The sequence below is a fragment of the Sphingobacterium sp. Ag1 genome (assembly GCF_000988325.1).
In the GTDB taxonomy this organism is placed as follows: Bacteria; Bacteroidota; Bacteroidia; order Sphingobacteriales; family Sphingobacteriaceae; genus Sphingobacterium.
In genome coordinates, this window is record NZ_LBGU01000022.1 from 34,679 (window position 1) to 52,372 (window position 17,694).

10 protein-coding genes are annotated in these 17,694 nt (G+C 40.6%); 5 read left to right on the plus strand and 5 right to left on the minus strand.

Annotation, left to right across the window (positions count from 1 at the left end; genetic code table 11):
- Positions 1-7 precede the first annotated feature (7 nt).
- Both AAW12_RS03345 and AAW12_RS03350 read left to right on the plus strand, forming a co-directional pair.
- Positions 8-1,063 (plus strand): LD-carboxypeptidase, encoded by a 1,056-nt coding sequence (locus AAW12_RS03345; RefSeq protein WP_046672197.1) that lies wholly within the window; start codon positions 8-10, stop codon positions 1,061-1,063.
- Position 1,064: 1 nt separating this feature from the next.
- Positions 1,065-2,468, plus strand: coding sequence for a M14 family zinc carboxypeptidase (locus AAW12_RS03350; protein ID WP_084823064.1), 1,404 nt, complete (start codon positions 1,065-1,067; stop codon positions 2,466-2,468).
- Positions 2,469-2,537: 69 nt separating this feature from the next.
- Here the strand turns inward: AAW12_RS03350 and AAW12_RS03355 are convergent, their stop codons facing one another.
- The 4 genes from AAW12_RS03355 to AAW12_RS03370 all read right to left on the minus strand — a co-directional run bounded on the left by AAW12_RS03355 (position 2,538) and on the right by AAW12_RS03370 (position 9,642).
- Entirely contained in the window at positions 2,538-4,007 is a 1,470-nt protein-coding gene (locus AAW12_RS03355; RefSeq protein ID WP_046672199.1) for a RagB/SusD family nutrient uptake outer membrane protein, read from the minus strand.
- Between the two features lie 15 nt (positions 4,008-4,022).
- The gene (locus AAW12_RS03360) at positions 4,023-7,229 is read right to left on the minus strand and encodes a SusC/RagA family TonB-linked outer membrane protein (RefSeq protein WP_046672200.1); all 3,207 of its coding nucleotides are present in this window, start codon (positions 7,227-7,229) and stop codon (positions 4,023-4,025) included.
- 122 nt (positions 7,230-7,351) lie between these two features.
- Positions 7,352-8,407: a dipeptide epimerase gene (locus AAW12_RS03365; RefSeq protein WP_231585195.1), complete on the minus strand. Its 1,056-nt coding sequence runs from the start codon at positions 8,405-8,407 to the stop codon at positions 7,352-7,354.
- Positions 8,408-8,415: 8 nt separating this feature from the next.
- On the minus strand, positions 8,416-9,642 hold the full coding sequence (locus AAW12_RS03370; RefSeq protein ID WP_046672202.1) for an NlpC/P60 family protein: 1,227 nt from the start codon (positions 9,640-9,642) through the stop codon (positions 8,416-8,418).
- 421 nt (positions 9,643-10,063) lie between these two features.
- Between AAW12_RS03370 and AAW12_RS03375 the strand changes: the two genes are divergently transcribed.
- Entirely contained in the window at positions 10,064-11,092 is a 1,029-nt protein-coding gene (locus AAW12_RS03375) for a N(4)-(beta-N-acetylglucosaminyl)-L-asparaginase (protein ID WP_046672203.1), read from the plus strand.
- A 104-nt stretch (positions 11,093-11,196) separates the two neighbouring features.
- Complete coding sequence (gene msrA, locus AAW12_RS03380; protein WP_046672204.1) at positions 11,197-11,712, plus strand: peptide-methionine (S)-S-oxide reductase MsrA; 516 nt, start codon at positions 11,197-11,199, stop codon at positions 11,710-11,712.
- Positions 11,713-11,877: 165 nt separating this feature from the next.
- Here msrA and AAW12_RS03385 read toward each other — a convergent pair whose 3' ends face one another.
- Positions 11,878-14,613: a DNA gyrase/topoisomerase IV subunit A gene (locus AAW12_RS03385; protein ID WP_046672205.1), complete on the minus strand. Its 2,736-nt coding sequence runs from the start codon at positions 14,611-14,613 to the stop codon at positions 11,878-11,880.
- A gap of 772 nt (positions 14,614-15,385) precedes the next feature.
- Between AAW12_RS03385 and AAW12_RS03395 the strand changes: the two genes are divergently transcribed.
- Positions 15,386-17,689, plus strand: a complete 2,304-nt coding sequence (locus AAW12_RS03395) for a TonB-dependent receptor (protein ID WP_046672207.1) — start codon at positions 15,386-15,388, stop codon at positions 17,687-17,689.
- Positions 17,690-17,694: the final 5 nt, after the last annotated feature.

Genomic DNA, 17,694 nt, shown 5'->3' on the forward strand with positions numbered 1-17,694 from the left:
TTTAAAGATGGAAAAAAGAGCCTTTCTAAAATCGGTTGCTTTAAGCCTGTTGTCTATTCCTGTATCGGGAATGGGATTGCCAACCGGAGACAAAAATGAATTGTACGGCCAAGCGGCTTTGCTTGCAACTAGGTTAAAATTGGGGGATACCATAGGTTTAATTACACCTGCAGGTGTATTGGATGAGGAAGAGTCCATTAGCATTGCACGTGAAATATTCGAGACACAGGGTTTTAAAGTAAAAGAGGGTAAACATATCCGCAGCCGCTATGGTAATTTGGCCGGTACCGATCAGGAGCGTATTGCCGACATACACGATATGTTTGCAGATAAGACTGTCAAAGCGATTGTCTGTATCAGGGGCGGATCGGGTACTTCGCGCCTTTTAGATCGGCTAGATTATAAACTGATTTCCAATAACCCCAAAATTCTATTGGGTTATTCAGATATAACGGCGCTTATTTTGGCCTTGTATGCCAAGACAGGACTAGTTACATTTCACGGAGCAGTTGGTATCAGCACGTGGACTAAAAAACTTGCAGAGGCTTTCAAAGCCCAGTTTGTTGCCAATCAGCCAGCGATATTTGAGAACCCCAAGTTGAAGGGCGATACGATTGTACAAACTAAAGACCGAATAGCAACAATTCATCCTGGCATAGTAGAAGGAATATTGCTGGGTGGGAATATGACCGTATTGACCGGATTATGTGGTTCGCCTTATCTGCCGGACTTTAAAGATAAAATTCTTTTTATTGAGGAGGTAGACGAGGATATGGAACGTATAGATCGGATGTTCTGCCAATTGAAAAATGCGGGTATATTAGGCGTAGTTAAGGGCTTTATTTTTGGCAAGTGCACCAATTGCAAACCATCGGCTGGGTATGGATCCGTAACACTTGATCAATTGTTCAGTGATTATATCAAACCTTTGAAAATTCCTGCGTATACAGGAGCGGTCATTGGGCATATTGCCGAACAGTTTATTTTACCCGTAGGTGCAAAAGTTCGTGTGGATGCTTCTCTAGGAACAATTGCCTTAATGGAGCCTGCATTAAGAGATTAGTATGAAATTAGTAAAGAATGATTTAATCAAAGCCTTTTCTTTGTATGAAGAAAGGGCTTTGATGCATAGAAGATTTAAACATGGCGATATATTACCGCTATTGGAAAATATCAGGAGCGCTGGGTACCTTGCTGTAACGGAAATTGGTCAATCAAGTGAAGGCCGTTCGATCTATCGGTTACAATACGGTCAAGGGCCAATCAAAATACTTTTATGGTCACAAATGCACGGTGATGAGCCTACAGCGACAATGGCATTATTTGATCTGTTTAATTTCTTTGGAGGTAAAGATGATGGTTTTGATGCATATCGAAATGAGATAGCATCAAAATTGACCCTATATTTTATTCCGATGCTAAACCCAGATGGTACTGAGCGGTTTCAACGTAGGACGGCAATGGATGTGGATATGAACAGGGACGCTCGGGCTACTGCAACTGTAGAGGGAGCTCTATTGAAGGAGCAAGCCATGTTGTTAAAGCCTGATTTTGCCTTTAACCTGCACAACCAAAACAATTACTACAATATTCCTGGGACAAATACGCCCGTGGCAATTTCCTTGTTGGCCCCAGCTTATGATTATGCGCGGAATATCAATGCAACTCGGGCGGATGCTATGCGTGTAATTGTGGGAATAAATAAGATCCTTCAAGAGGTTGTACCCGATGCGGTCGCAAAGTATGACGATGAACATACACCACGTGGCTTTGGCGATAACTTTCAAAAATGGGGAGTTCGTACTGTTTTAATTGAATCAGGAGCTTATGTAGGTGATAGCGAAAAAATGATAGTCAGAAAATGTAATTTCGTCGCATTGTTAAAAGCATTTGAGGAGATTGCTGACCAATCCTTTGAACAGTATTCGATTACCGATTACGATACGATTCCCTTTAATGATGAAAAGCTCCATGATGTGTTATTGAGAAATTTGACCATTGAGCAGGATGGAACCCAAATTGTTGTTGATATTGCCATTCGGCAAAATGAAAAGACGATAGGATCTGACTATTGTGTAGTTGGGGTAATCGAGGATATTGGCGATCTGCAGGATTTTTATGGTTACGTAGATATAGATGCTGCGGGATTGGCGTTTGCCCCGGCTAAGATTTACCTGGAGCCGTTTGCTTCCTTGGCAGATTTAGACGATACGATCGTTATGGGGTTACTTAATAAGGGATACGCAGCTGTTATTATAGATAAAATTAATCCAGACGAACTTTTACATCGCTTTCCAATCAGGGTATTAACGAAGAAAAATGTTGACTTTTCACAACGATTAGCCTTGGGAAATGCAGCAGATTTTTTCCTTCATAGAAAAGGTAAAATCATGTACGCCTTAATAAATGGCTATGTGATCGATTTGACAAAATCGCTGCAGAGGCACTATAAAAATCAGGTGCTTTAGAAATAAACAATATACTATTTAAAAAGCAAAGGTCACAACATTTCTTGTGACCTTTACTTTTTGAGACTGCTAGTAGCCAGTATTTTGTTGATTTGCAATAGCTGGATTTGCATTCATCTCATCCAATGAGATAGGAAGGATGGTTTTAAAGAAGGTTCTATCAATTGTTTTTTGTCTATTTGTTGTACTGATATTGCCCAAATCATCATCAAAAGTTATTGATTTGTTCCAACGCATCATATCAAAGAAACGATGACCTTCCCCAAGGAGTTCTTTACTTCTCTCATCGGCGATCATGTCTAAAGTGATCGTACCTGATGTTGCGGCATCCAATTTTGGTGAGCGTTGGCGTATTGCATTGAGGTAGTTTGCTGCAAGAGCTTTATCAGGCGACGGTTTTAACAATGCGGCTTCAGCAGCGATAAGATATACCTCGGATAACCGGATGACCTTAATATTGACAGCGGTGCTATTTGCAGCAGAATTTTTATCACCAGAAAGCGTTGTACTACCGCTGTATTTGTAGACTGCACCTAAATGTGTGGTACCGACCTCATCATAAGCCATAACTCCCCACCTAACGTCTGTGTCATCTTTCTTAAGTTTAGCCAAGAAAGGGTCGGCGGCTACAAAGTTCCCCAATATGGCTGTACTGCCATGTCCTTTCCGGCGAAACATAGCCCCCAATGAACTTGTTCCGGCGTCAGCCTCGTTCGGATAGACGCCCAATTCTAAGATAGATTCAGTTCCAAACATACCTGTCCAGGATTTTACCCAATTTTCATTGCTATATAATGTGTAAACTTTGGAGTCTATTACTTCTTGAGCGGATTTTAGCGCGTTTTCATAATCGTTCATGTAAAGGTACACGCGAGCTTGAAGCGCTTTATTGGCGAAAAAGTTAAAATACCCATCCGATTTAGATTTTGGCAAAATGCTTTCCGCATCCTTTAGATCCTGTACAATTTGTTTGTAGTTTTCTTCAACAGAAATGCGTTTTTCCTGCGTACTATATTCGAGGACTTTTGTCACATTAGGAATACCAAGGGAAGATTTATCCATATTGTAGGGTTTTCCATATAGCCTCACAAGATCAAAATTGATGAGGGCTCTTGCGGTCAATGCTTGTCCTTTGTAGGTATTAAAATTCTCGGTTGAACCGGCAGCGACTAGTTTATCGATATTCGTCAAAAGATTATTAATCTGTACAAGTGTATGAAATCCTTGTGTCCAGATACCTGAGTAAGGATTAGAAGAGGCTGAATGATTAAAAACATAAAGATAATCATAACCGCGACCCTGAGATGCTATCGTAAAGTCTCCTCCTTTAGCATCAGCGTAGAGCGGGAAATTTCGTCCGTAGTAGGCGACGTTTGCCATTTTACTCATTAACCCATTGATGATAACTTTTGCGTCGGCAGCAGTTTGGATAGAGGAATTAGAGTCACCCATATTGGTAGGTGTGACATCCAGAAAGTTGCTACAAGAGCTGATTGCTAATGATATTGTTATGCACGAGGCAATAAAAAGCTTTTTCATAATACTGTTTTTTTATTAAAAACTAAATTCGACACCAAAAGTATATGTTTTTGCCAATGGTGTTTCCCAACCGCGCGTACCAAACTGGTTGACTTCCGGATCCATATACTTATATTTCGAAACAGTCAGCAAATTGCTTCCATTGAAAAATACTCTTGCATTGGAAATGCCGGCCCGTTTTAAAAACTCATTTGGTAATCTATAGCTCAACGAAATGTTTTTTAATCTAAGATAGGATGCGTCAAATAGCTGCCTGCTACTGATTTGGTTAACATCTTCCAGATCTCTTCCCGTTACCATTGGGTAAGATCCTCCGGTATTTGATGGTGACCAGCTGTTTTCCGTAAAATAAGCCGCATGAATTCGCTCCCAATAATAGCCATCGTCGGCAACATCTTTGGATGTAGCGTCATAAAGTTTACCACCTATTTTATAAGCGAAATTCAGTCCTAGTGAAAAGTTTTTGTAGTCAACATCAGAGTTTATACCTCCATATAGCTTAGGATTTGCATTTCCGATGATGGTCTGTTTCGCCTTTTTGTAATCATAACTCGCCGCCTTTCCATTAAATATAAAGTCGCCATTAGTGCCATCATTTGTATACCAGACATTTTTGCCATTGGTTTGATCGGTACCAGCCCATTCCAAACCAAAGAATGATAAGGATGACTCTCCTTCACGGTAAATAAATCGGGCTCTATCGTCTCCCCCTGTGGGATCGAACCAAACGATATCCCGTCCACCATATAATTTTGTAATTTTGGATCTGATGATCGCGGCATTTGCACTTAATGTCCATTTCCAATTTTCGTTTTTAACGATATCTGAACCTAATTCAATCTCGATCCCTTTATTGTTCATTTCACCGACATTTCGCAGTATGGAGCCGAAACCAGTTATTGTGGATATCGGAACGTTCTGTAGTAGGTCCTTCGAGTCTCTGTTAAAATATTCAATAGTACCAAATAGTCTGTTGCGGAACAGGCCAAATTCTAAGGCGACGTTTGTGGAGTAATTTTTCTCCCAAGCGACGTCCGGATTGCCTAGATTATTTAGACCACCACCTGGCTGCGTCATGTATTTATTGGAATAGCTTGTCAGATTTCTCCAGGCAAAAAGATCGGTCGGTAATGTTCCATTTACGCCATACGAACCTCTAATTCTGAGGTTATTGATTTCCTCAATCCCTTTAATAAAAGATTCTTTTGCCAGATTCCAGGAGCCGGCTAAAGACCAAAAATTACCCCAACGAGGACCTGGTGCTAAGCGTGATGAACCGTCCCTTCTAAAGGATGCTGATGCAAAATAGCGTTCATCATAATTGTACTCGGCCCGCGATAGTACAGACATCATATTATTGCCCCAAGAATAAGCCGATGCATCCAATATACCTGCAGTGGCGACCGTATGAAGGGAAGAGGATGGTAGATCTTTACCCGTGGCACGGATAAAATCCGTTGTATTTTTTTCAGCCTCGAAGCCTGCTAACAACCCGATATGATGTAAGCCGAAGCTTTTGTTGTAATTGGCGGTTGTGGATGATACCAATTTCTCAATGGACGTAGAAACCTCGGTAACACGGCCATTATCTGCCATTCCGTTATAATGTTTCGCACTATAGTAAATATGATCTTTGACCTCTGTTCTGTCATAGGAGAAAATAGTCTTCAAGGTAAGTTCAGGCAATAACTTCAATGATAGAGATTCTATAGCTGATAATTTGCTTGTTTTCGAAGAGTTTTCCCATTCTTTATTGTAGTATAAAGGATTGTAAGCAAGACTACCGTAGCGAGCCGTATATTCCTTACCAGTTTTATAATCCGTTGGCCAATACATCTGCCATAATAAATTACTGGTTTGATACAGGTAATTTGTTCCTGTATTTCGGGTGTCATTCATTCCAATAAGCTTGTTTTTGGCGTAGTTGACATTTGATCCAAATTCAAGATATTTTCCAATCTTTTGCGTCAAATTGATCCGGCCATTAATTCTGTCAAAATTATTCTCGATCACCCTACTTTTGTCCTGCGTATAGCCTAAGGAAGCATAATAATTGGTTTTTTCAGTTGCTCCACTTACCGAAATATCGTTACTGTTGAATATTCCCGTTCTGAATAAAGCATTGTTCCAGTCATAATATTGACCATCTCTATTCACGACACCATCAGTTTTTCCTGAGATATGTACGTTCTCCCATTGGGTGGTTCCATTCGTACTGAATTGATAACCATGAATACCAAAACCATAAGAAGAAGTTGGCTTACCATAATTTGCCGAATTTGGATTCCAGTCCAAGGAATTTAAGCGGAATAAAGTATTTTTACTCGCCTGTTCAGCGGTTTGACCAGCTGCTATTCTAGAATCATATAAAACGCTATACAGCATGTTGATTTGATCCTGTACGGAAGCAGGTTCATTATTTTTTGTTGCCCAGGAAGGGCTAATGCCAATAGAAGACTTGACATTGATCTTTGGATCTCCATTTTTACCCCTTTTGGTGGTGATGATGATGACACCATTTGCGGCCCGGGATCCATAAAGAGAAGAGGCAGCGGCATCCTTAAGCACAGAGATTGATTCAATATCACTCGGATTTAACGTGCTCATGACATTGTTTGTATTAACAATGTAATCGCCCATTTGTCCGACACTACCCGAAATGACTGGAACACCGTCAATAACATATAATGGCTCATTCGATGCGTTCATGGAGCCTATGCCTCGAATACGAACCGCCGAAGTAGCCCCCGCTTGCCCCGATCCATTTGACATTTGTAGGCCCGCGACACGACCGGTAAGTGCTTTTTCAAAAGAGGTGACAGGTTGTTTATCAATGGCATCTGATTTTATTTGTGCCGCCGAACCAGTATAGGTGCTTTTTTTAGCCGTTCCATAAGCAATAACAATGACTTCGTCCAGTGCCTTTTCATCACCTTTAAGTGAAATACTTATAGTTTTGCGGCCATTGACCTGCACTTCTTGTGGGCTATAACCTACGGCAGATATACTCAATGTTGCATCGGGGTTTGCGCTTAGGGTAAAAAGGCCATTTTCGTTTGTCGATGTCCCTTGATTAGCGCCTTTTACATTAATCGTAACTCCGCTAATTGGTTTTCCGTTGCTGTCTGTTATTTTACCAGCAATTTGGATCTGTTGTGCATATAAAGACTGCATCGAACTACAGGCTATGAGACACAACGTTGTGAGCACATGTTGTTTCATAAAAGTGTGAATTGATTAATTTAGTTGTTAATATTTTGGTGCTGTCGAGTGTTGGTCAAACTTGCGATAGCAATTCAGTGCAATCTTTTCTTTAAGAAAAAAACATTGCACTGAATATAGGGTTATTTTCTTACAATTCCAATTCCCGGACGGTCGGGGAGAAGGCAACTGCCATTTACCACGGTCATGCCGTCGTATATATCATTTCCGATTAATAAAGCACCATCTAGATCTGCCCAGTCTGTTAATGGTGCAAGTTGTGCAGCGGCACTAATAGCGCAGGAAGTTTCGGTCATACAGCCGATCATGACTTTCATTTCCAGCGAACGGGCAAGTTCTGCCATTCGCTTCGCTTCGCGCATGCCCGTGCATTTCATCAATTTAATGTTAATACCCGAATAAACCCCCTTTAAACCCGGTACATCAACCAATCGTTGGCATCCTTCGTCGGCGATTGTGGGAATTGGGCTATGTTCTGTCAACCAGGCATTGTCATCGATCTGTTCTTTAGGCATAGGCTGTTCTAAGAAAGAAACATTTCTTTCTGCAAGCCAATGCGCCATCTCCAAGGCTTCTTCACGTGTTTTCCAACCCTGGTTCACATCGGCACATAACGGTCGATCGGTAACCTGACGGATGGTATCAATAATCATTTTGTCGGTGTCGAGCCCCAGTTTCACCTTTAAAATTTTAAACTGATCAGCCTCGGCGACTTTTGTGCGGATCATTTCTTCTGTATCGATCCCAATGGTATAGGATGTTGGTGGAATAAGATCAGGATTCAATCCCCATATCTTATAATAAGGCTGGTTCATGATTTTGCCGAGGATATCATGGAGGGCGATATCAATGGAAGCTTTAGCGGCGGTATTTTTCACAGCGAGCTGATCAATATAATGCAGGATTTCTTCGGTTTGAAAAGGTGAGTTAAAACCTGTGAGATCAATTTGATTCAAAAACGAAATGACGCTATCCTGCGACTCGCCAAGGTAGGGGGGCATACTTGCTTCACCGTAACCTGTAATGCCATCATACTCCAATTCGGTCAAAACAACCGGTGTTGTGCTTCGGCTAAAGGAAGCTACCGTAAAGATGTGGCGCAATGTTAACGTGTAAGGTCGAAACCTTAATTTAAAGGCCCCAAAATCTTTACTGATCCATTCAGATTGATTACTCATCGCCATGTTTATTTGTTGCTGTAATAATTGTTTTCAACGACTTTCTGTATTGCACTATCGTGTGCACCGAGGTAACGGCGTGCAGCCACTACGGTACGCGTTTGAAAATCATCGTAGTTTGCGGCATCCTTTAGCATGCTGTTGATCCGAACCAAGCCTGCAGCATGAATAAAGGTTCCATTGCCAATATAGAGTGCAACATGTGTTACACGCGCATTAGGATTGCTATTTTTGCCCGCTGCGAAGAATAATAAGTCTGCGGGTTTTAGATTTTTGAGTGCTTTCTCAGGGTCGAAATGCCCTTCTTGATCTAAAATATCGATTTTTTCACCTGCAAGTACTTGTTGCGATGCATCTCTCGGAATTACAAAGCCGTTCATAAAGAAGCTAGTTTTGGTAAAGCCGCTGCAGTCTACACCTTTCACCGATGTCCCTCCCCATAAATAGGGCAGACCTAACATTGTTTTTGCACTGGCAATAATATTTTCCGCCGTAGGTTGGCGTGTTTCAAACCAATTTTTTAAGGTTAGACTTTCTGATTTTTTAATATAACCTGAACGTCCATCGGGATAGGCAATTTCATAAAAATTGCCTTTCTGTCCTTTTAACTGAAGGATGTCTCCATAAACGAGATCAGACACCCGCTGGCTTTTTTCATTGGGTTCAGAATATGATTTTCCAAATTCAGCTGTATAAATTACTTTTTCTGCTTGTCGCCAATTGGCCAACATGGTCTTGTCCATGGCTTCGATGGATGAACTGGGGACCCAAGCGATATAGCCGTCGGGTGTACGAACACGGTAGTCGCCGCTCTTTTTTTGCAGAAGGTCAACTTGTGTTCCGAGTAAAACCTGGCTAGTCAGCTCCGCAGCATTATCTGGAAATGTGCGCATGTTTGCAACAGAGAGTCTGATGACTCCAGTAGTTTTTTCACCTACACTTGCATCAGGCAGCAGTTGTACTTGAATATTGGCCGATATATCTTTTGCCTTTTGTTCCAAAACGAACTTAGCATCTTTTTCAGTTGTTTCAAGCACGTATTGGTTCTGTGCTATATCCGCTTTCTGGATGGCCACGATCTTGGTTCTTTTATCGGGCGCAAATTCACGTTTTACGTTTTCTTGCAACTCTTTGATCTTGAAATAAGTCGTGGAATCCAGCTGCTGAGCCAGACCGCTTTCAACACCTATAAGGCTTGCATAAGCTAAAATAGCGAATTTAAGAGTGTTTTTCATGCGAATTAGTTTGTTTCTAAAGATAGGATTAATTCATAATATAAGTCAATTTTTATTGTCGATTTTTAAGTGATTTTGATGTTATGTTGCTAAAAAACGAATGTTTGGGTTTAATTACAATTAAATCATCTAATTGCTAAAACCATTTTGTAATATTGCTTATTGATTATGAAGGCAGTATTCTTCTTCCATTACCGACAAAGCTGCAAAAATGTAGGATGGCTTTTTCCGGCGTATATTAACGAAGTAGGTTTTGGGGTAGATCTGATGCAAGGCAGTGTATTACGCTAGAAAAGAAAGTGATGCTTTTCTGCAGTCAATGATGAAAATTTTTTGTGTTCGGTGCACTGAAAGCAGTTTTGATGATTGTTTTTTGCCGGATTAATAAATAGCGATAGATTTATAAAATAGTAATAAGGAAATGAGTTCAAGACGTGATTTTATTCGGCAAGGTTTGATTGCTGCAACCACAATGGGGACATTAACCGCATTCGATGCGAAAGGATTGACGATTGCAGCAAAAAGCAATGTTAAAAATTATCCCATTGTAATTTCAACTTGGGACTTTGGGATCGCAGCAAATAAAGCCGCTTGGGAAATATTGTCTAAAGGAGGGAAGGCATTGGATGCGGTGGAGCAAGGCGTACGCGTTCCCGAGGCTGATCTCAAGAATATGACAGTGGGTAAAGGTGGTTATCCCGATCGCGACGGTCACGTCACACTTGATGCTTGTATCATGGATGCGGATGGTAACTGCGGTGCTGTTGCCGGAATGGAAAAAATTGGACATCCAATATCCGTAGCACGGCTGGTCATGGAAAAAACACCCCATGTCATGCTGGTAGGCGAAGGCGCATTGCAATTTGCGTTAGAAAATGGTTTTAAGGAAGAAAATCTACTGACCCCAGAAGGTGAAAAAGCCTGGAAGGAATGGTTGAAGGAGAAAAAATACAAACCTGTAGCCAATATTGAAAACCAATCTTTTGCAGCAGAACGTTTGCCTGGAAACCAATACAACCACGATACAATCGGTATGTTGGCATTGGATGCTAATGGGAATATCTCTGGAGCTTGCACCACCAGCGGTATGGCTTTCAAGATGCATGGTCGGGTAGGAGATAGCCCTATTATTGGAGCTGGACTTTATGTCGATAATGAAGTAGGTGGAGCTACATCAACCGGAGTTGGCGAAGAAGTTATTCGGAATGTAGGAAGTTTTTTAGTCGTCGAATTGATGCGTCAGGGTTATTCTCCTGAAGACGCCTGCAAGGAAGCTGTGATGCGTATCGTGAAGAAGAAACCTGCAATTGCGAAGGAAATTCAAGTTGGATTCTTAGCAATTAATAAAAAAGGGGAATATGGTGCCTATGCACTACAACAAGGTTTTTCCTATGCAGTTTGTGACAGTAAACAACAAGATTTGTTGATTAAAGGAAAGCACTACTATTAATATTAAAAATAAGGGCTGATTAATCATTATATTTGTCTAAACATATAGTCGCATCGGCTGTATGTCCATAAAAGTAAGAGTAAAATACGCAAGATTATAAAAGTATGAAAGCAACATTTGGAGGAGGATGTTTTTGGTGTACAGAAGTTATTTTCCAAAACACTGAAGGGGTAACATCGGTATTACCTGGGTATATGGGAGGACATGTCGATAAACCGACTTATGAGCAGGTTTGTACGGGGACAACCGATCATGTTGAGGTTGTCGAGCTAGAATATGACGAAGAGCTGGTGAATTACGAAGAGCTCTTGAAAATCTTCTTTAGGACGCATAACCCAACGACGTTAAATCGTCAAGGTAATGATGTGGGCACGCAGTATAGATCAGTTGTTTTTTACCATAATGAAGAACAAGAGATCTTAGCACAGAATTTTATCGATGAATTGGAAAATGAGGATGTTTACGAGGACCCTATTGTCACAGCGGTAGAACCTGCGTCTACATTTTGGTTGGCAGAAGATTATCATCATAATTATTTTAATGATCATCCTGAAAATCCATTTTGTTCAGTAGTCATTGCTCCAAAACTTCAAAAATTCCTAAAAGAATTCAAAGCTTAAAAAGACAATAATAAAGGGGTTGAATCAGGTGGACCTTGGGAAATGGATGTCATAAAATTGGCTTCTGAGTTTCCTGGATTACATATACAAAACAACATGAAAATTAATAATCCACAAAAAAGGCTCGAATATTTATTCGAGCCTTTTTTGTGGATTGAACATGAGTTAGAACATTTCCATCTGTCCTTTATCATCGATTTGAATGTCATTTGGATTGGTGATCTCCAATTTGATATCATCATTTTTATCGGTTGACCCGACCTCCTTCTCTTTTACGGAACTGTCCACTGCCGTTGTACTACTATCAACCGTTGTTTCTGTGGTATCAGTACTTGATTCGGCTGCTTTTTCCTTACCTTTTTGACTTAAATCTTCATCCGCTGTCGTTAGCGTAACCGATTTCACCGTATGGAACGACAGACGGTTTCCTTGCGCTTTTATTCCCTTTACATCAATAATTTCAGTCAAAGGCTGATCGAGCGTTTCTTCCGTTTGGGATTTGCCTTTTAAAATCTCCAATTTGACCATCGGTTCAGCCGCATTACTCATCAGGATCAGTTTGGATCCTGCATCTTCATTGATAAAGGAAATACGTTTTCCAATAGGCTGGTCATCAAATTTAAAACGTTTGACAAAATACGTTCCGCTTTTGCCGTCCTGATGCACGACTGTATAGATATGGTCAGGATAGTATTTTTCTATGCGGATCATTTTCTCGTCGAAGTGGTTGCTTAGATCAAAGTTTGACAATTCGTAGCTACCATCCGAAAGGACCACTAATATCTTGTCGTCGCCGTCGAACTCGCCGAGGTATTGGCCACGCTCATCTGCGTTTAGACGTTTCATGATGCTATCATACCATATTTTTCGTCCTGCTAGTGTAGAGACACCAGAGCTTTTAAAGCTGATTTTTTTGACAGGATATTTTGAGACAATATTTCCTTGTGAAGCACGGCCTTTGATTGCAATCTCGGCAAAGTCCATGTCAAAATTTAGCTTGCGCAATTTTGTGTGCGGTTTAAGCTGTATATTAACCACCTCCGCTTCACCGTTGGGATTGGCTGTGAAATACAGAATTTTTGAGCCCTTGGATCCTTTGGACACATCATATTCTTTATCTCGCGTAACTCCTACTACTGAGAAACGTTTGATAAAACTGGTTCCAGTTTCACCTTCTTTATAGATGGCGTTATAGATTGTCCGCTCATCACCTTTTTTGAAAACAGCAACATGGATAATTCCTTTTCCAACAAATACTTTATCCTGGATTTTACTGACAACATACTTGCCATCCTCCCGGAATACAATAATATCGTCGATATCCGAACAGTCACATACAAACTCATCTTTCTTCATGCCCGAACCAATAAATCCTTCTTCGCGATTGACATATAGTTTGGTATTTGCTAGCGCAACTTGGGTCGCTTCTACTTTATCGAATACGCGCAGTTCGGTTTTACGCTCGCGATCTTTACTATATTTTTCACGCAATTTCTCAAACCATGCAATGGCATATTCTGTCAATTGACGGAGATGGCGCTTGACTTCCTTGATCTCATTTTCGAGTGCTTTCATCATTTCGTCCGCTTTTTTAACGTCGAAACGAGTGATGCTACTCATTGGTTTATCGATCAATTTTTTGTAATCTTCTGGACGTATCTCGCGGTAAAACTGGTCAAAGAAAGGTTCAAACAAGCGATTCAGAACCTGCACTACGACCTCAAAGTCACCGGCATTTTCATAATCCGGATGCTTGTACATCCCCTCCTGAATAAATATTTTTAATAAACTACTGAAAAAGATTTTTTCTTGAAGGTCGTTTAAACGAATCTCCAATTCTCGTTTCAATAAATTTTTGGTGTTTATTGTGTTTTCCGTTAGAATGTCGTTGACACTCATAAAGTGCGGTTTCTCATCCTTAATAACACAGGTGTTAGGGGAGATAGAGACTTCACAGGCTGTAAAGGCATATAAGGCATCAATCGTTACATCCGGAGAAATTCCCGGGGCCAAATGCACGATGATCTCTACATTTCCCGCTGTATTATCCTCGATTTTTTTGATTTTAATTTTTCCCTTATCGTTTGCTGTAACCACACTTTCAATCAGGCCGCCGGTTGTAGTTCCGAATGGAATTTCTGTAATTGCGAGCGTCTTTTTGTCGCGTTCTTCAATCTTCGCACGTACACGGATTTTACCGCCACGTTGCCCCTCATTATAATTTGAAACGTCGGCCATACCACCCGTAGGAAAGTCTGGGAAGATATTCGGACGTTCACCGTTTAAAACCTGAATTGATCCATCGATGAGCTCAATGAAATTGTGGGGCATAATCTTGGTCGCTAGACCAACAGCGATACCCTCGGCACCTTGAGCCAATAACAACGGGAATTTTACTGGAAGGGTGACAGGTTCGCGATTCCGTCCATCGTAACTCAATTGCCACTCAGTCGTTTCGGGATTGAAGACAACGTCATTTGCAAATTTGGATAATCTTCCCTCAATATACCGTGGAGCAGCGGCAGAGTCGCCCGTAATTGGGAAACCCCAGTTACCTTGACAGTCAATCAAGAGATCTTTTTGTCCCAATTGCACCATGGCATCACCAATAGAAGCATCACCATGTGGGTGATATTTCATTGTATTACCGATTACGTTGGCAGCTTTATTATATCTTCCATCATCCATTTCCTTTAAGGAATGGAGGATACGACGTTGTACGGGTTTCAGCCCGTCATTGATATGTGGTACGGCTCTGTCCAAGATAACATAGGATGCATAATCCAAAAACCAGTTTTCGTATAGTCCTGATATCGGTATCGTCTGACTTCCGCTTTCTGTTTTTCCAGATCCCAGTTCTTCTTGATTGTCTTCCGTTGGGAAGTTCGTTTCGTCACTCATTTACTCAGCAATAGATTAAATTGTACAATACAGAAATGTTCGAAATAGTATTTTATTCGAACGTGTAAAAATACAAAACCATTTTGTTTTATCCCAGTGAAACTATGAAAAGTTAAAAAAATTAGTTTTTATAACTAAGTATGTTAGTTTTTCGAGTTAGGTTCATCAATTTCCTATTAAGTAGTTCCCATTTTTTTGTTTCGCATATTATAAAATGAAAATAATTAATAGTTTTGTACCGTGTTAAGGACTTTAATCACATATCAAAAAATCGGGATTCCTCTTTTGTTGATGGCTCTGCTGTTGCAGACATTCAACAAAACGTTACTGGTTGGTGATTATTACCTCAATACCTCCCGATACGCGGAAAACTGTGTAAATAAGTCAAAAATTTGGATGCATTGTGACGGGAAATGTCAGCTTTCAAAATTGATAAAAAAGCAACAAGAAGAGGAAAAGAAACAGCAAGAAAAAAGGAATGAGAAGCAGAGCGAATTCTACTGTTTTAATTCCTGTATCAGTTCTCTTTCTATGCTCTTGGTTGGGGGCAGCAAACAATTGTTTAGCCCCCTGCCAGATTTAAAAACCATCGAACGCCCACGCACGATTTTCAAACCACCTACCTGCTAGTATTTCATTAAAGACTGTTGTATTTTTCGTTTCCTTAGCCTAAGGAACCGGATAATATTTTGTCCAATTTTTTTAAATAAGGCCTCATTGCCTAGCTTATACCATAGAAAGAGAGCGTTGTTTTCTTTCATATACTAATTTAATGAAATCAATAAAAAGCTATTTACTATGTGTTGTTGCTCTGGTTGTCAGCGAGCGTATAGCAGCACAGCAATATATAATTAAAGGACGGGTATTTGATTTACAAACACAAGTTCCATTAAGTGGAGCGTTAATCAATATTCCATCAAAAGAATCGGTTTCTGCCGACGATAAAGGATATTTTGAAATCAGTACAAATCGAGCTGACGGAGACTTAAATATCTCCATGCTGGGCTATAAGAAACAAGTCGTACACTATATTGCGGAAGAAAAAGAACTTCATATTCAGCTTGATGGGGACGAGGTTCATTTGAACGAAGTTCGTGTTGGTGCTTTTTTGAGCAATAAATCAATCAAAGAGACAGCAGGAGCAATTGCTGTTATTTCAGGTGATCAGATTCGCCAAGGCAGCGGAGTGTCTCTGCAAGGTGCATTAAATAGTATTCCGGGTGTTCGGATGGATCAGAGTACCTTGTCCGAAGCCCGTATTTCTATTCGTGGTAATGGTGTTAGGGCGCAGTACGGGATTAGAAATGTAAAAATATACGTTAATGATATCCCAATTACAGAGGCTGACGGGACCTCTCGCATAGAAGCACTAGATGTGAATGATCTGGGCAAAGCAGAAGTTATCAAGGGACCTGCCTCAAGCATTTATGGTGGCGGTACCGGAGGTGTGATTAATTTTCAATTGTTGCGATCTCCTTATCAAGAACAAAGTCTAGAGGTTTCCGCTTTAAGCGGCTCTTATGGACTCAAACGGCTGGCAACAGCATATCGCTCGGGTGGAGATAAAATGAACAGCTATGTCTCCTATGGTTGGCAGCAATATGATGGTTATCGAGATCATAGTAATGATAAAAGACGTTTCCTGACAGGAAACTTTCAGTTTTTTCCCTCAGCAAAACGAACGGTTACCGTTTTGCTAAATAGAACTTCCCAAGATTCTCAAATACCTGGGGCGCTCACGTCGGCACAAATGGAAGAAAATCCCAAACAGGCAAATGCGACCAATTTGGATAAGCAGGCTGCACGCTATCAAAATTGGACCCGAATAGGATTGGGACAGCAATACCGCTTCAATGATCGTTTTTCCAATTCTACTAGTATTTTTACGTATTTCTATGACCTTGATCATCCCTTGCCATACGCCTATTTAAGAAATTACTATCAGAGTTATGGTGGAAGGACCAGATTTAGCTATGATGCCGGAATAAAGCTTTTGCCGACAACCTTTACTGTTGGAGCAGAATTTAATCAGGCACTTACCAAGGGTGTTCAATATGTGAATGAACATGGGGTAGAAGGGGCTATCAGTGGTAATAGTGATTATAAAAACAGCTTATATTCCTTGTTTTACCAATCCACCACTGCAATTGGCAAAAGAACGACTTTAGCCTTGGGAATAAGTTATACCGGTATTGATTATCAGGTGAAAGACTATTTGATTTCTACACGGAGTGGTACAAAGACGTTTAAACCACAAGCTTCACCAAGAATTGCGTTAAGCCACAATTTCGGAACGGCTCTCTCGCTTCATGCAAGTATCAGTGCAGGATTTTCACCACCTTCAAGTTCTGAAATACAAAACGAAGATCGCTCTATCAATACGCGTATACAGGCTGAAAGAGGTACCAATTACGAGTTGAATGCCAAAGGTAGTTTCTTTGGTGCTAGGTTATCTTATGAGCTTGATTTATTTAAAATGGATATGAAAGGCGAGCTAATTGCTCAATCCATCCAACAAGGTATCACGATTTATAATAATTCGGGTCGTACCGATCACAAAGGAGCCGAAGCGTCAATTGCTTATTTGCCCATCCGGGAGGAAGATGGATATGCAGTGACATTGTTGCGGCCTTACATTGCATTGACGTATGCTGATTTTAAATTCGTAGACTATAAGGTGCTTGGCGAACACAATCAGGTAACGGCAGTATACGATGGAAATGATCTCACGGGGATCGCTCCTTGGGTTGCCAATATAGGTATGCATATGGAGACGAAATATGGAATATATTTTTTTGGAAGTTATTTCTTTAACGATCGACTTCCTGTAAACGATGCAAATACAGTTTTTAATTCTTCTTACCAATTGGTGAACGCTAAAATTGGATGGAGAAAAAAACTCGCTAAGCATATTACTGTCGACTTGTATGCAGGAATGGACAATATTACAAATACACGATATAGTTCCTTGACCTCCCTCAATGCGAGCGGAAGGAATGGGGGAGCAGCACCTTACTTTAACCCTTCGCCAGGGAGAAATGGCTTTGGAGGGTTTAATCTGAAATATATTTTTTAGTTGGA

What these genes read in the sequence shown, in the direction of transcription:
- AAW12_RS03385 (WP_046672205.1), bottom strand. Translation starts at nt 14,613, where the DNA reads ATGAGTGACGAAACGAACTTCCCAACGGAAGACAATCAAGAAGAACTG.
- AAW12_RS03395 (WP_046672207.1), top strand. Translation starts at nt 15,386, where the DNA reads ATGAAATCAATAAAAAGCTATTTACTATGTGTTGTTGCTCTGGTTGTC.
- AAW12_RS03355 (WP_046672199.1), bottom strand. Translation starts at nt 4,007, where the DNA reads ATGAAAAAGCTTTTTATTGCCTCGTGCATAACAATATCATTAGCAATC.
- AAW12_RS03350 (WP_084823064.1), top strand. Translation starts at nt 1,065, where the DNA reads ATGAAATTAGTAAAGAATGATTTAATCAAAGCCTTTTCTTTGTATGAA.
- AAW12_RS03375 (WP_046672203.1), top strand. Translation starts at nt 10,064, where the DNA reads ATGAGTTCAAGACGTGATTTTATTCGGCAAGGTTTGATTGCTGCAACC.
- AAW12_RS03370 (WP_046672202.1), bottom strand. Translation starts at nt 9,642, where the DNA reads ATGAAAAACACTCTTAAATTCGCTATTTTAGCTTATGCAAGCCTTATA.
- AAW12_RS03360 (WP_046672200.1), bottom strand. Translation starts at nt 7,229, where the DNA reads ATGAAACAACATGTGCTCACAACGTTGTGTCTCATAGCCTGTAGTTCG.
- AAW12_RS03365 (WP_231585195.1), bottom strand. Translation starts at nt 8,407, where the DNA reads ATGAGTAATCAATCTGAATGGATCAGTAAAGATTTTGGGGCCTTTAAA.
- msrA (WP_046672204.1), top strand. Translation starts at nt 11,197, where the DNA reads ATGAAAGCAACATTTGGAGGAGGATGTTTTTGGTGTACAGAAGTTATT.
- AAW12_RS03345 (WP_046672197.1), top strand. Translation starts at nt 8, where the DNA reads ATGGAAAAAAGAGCCTTTCTAAAATCGGTTGCTTTAAGCCTGTTGTCT.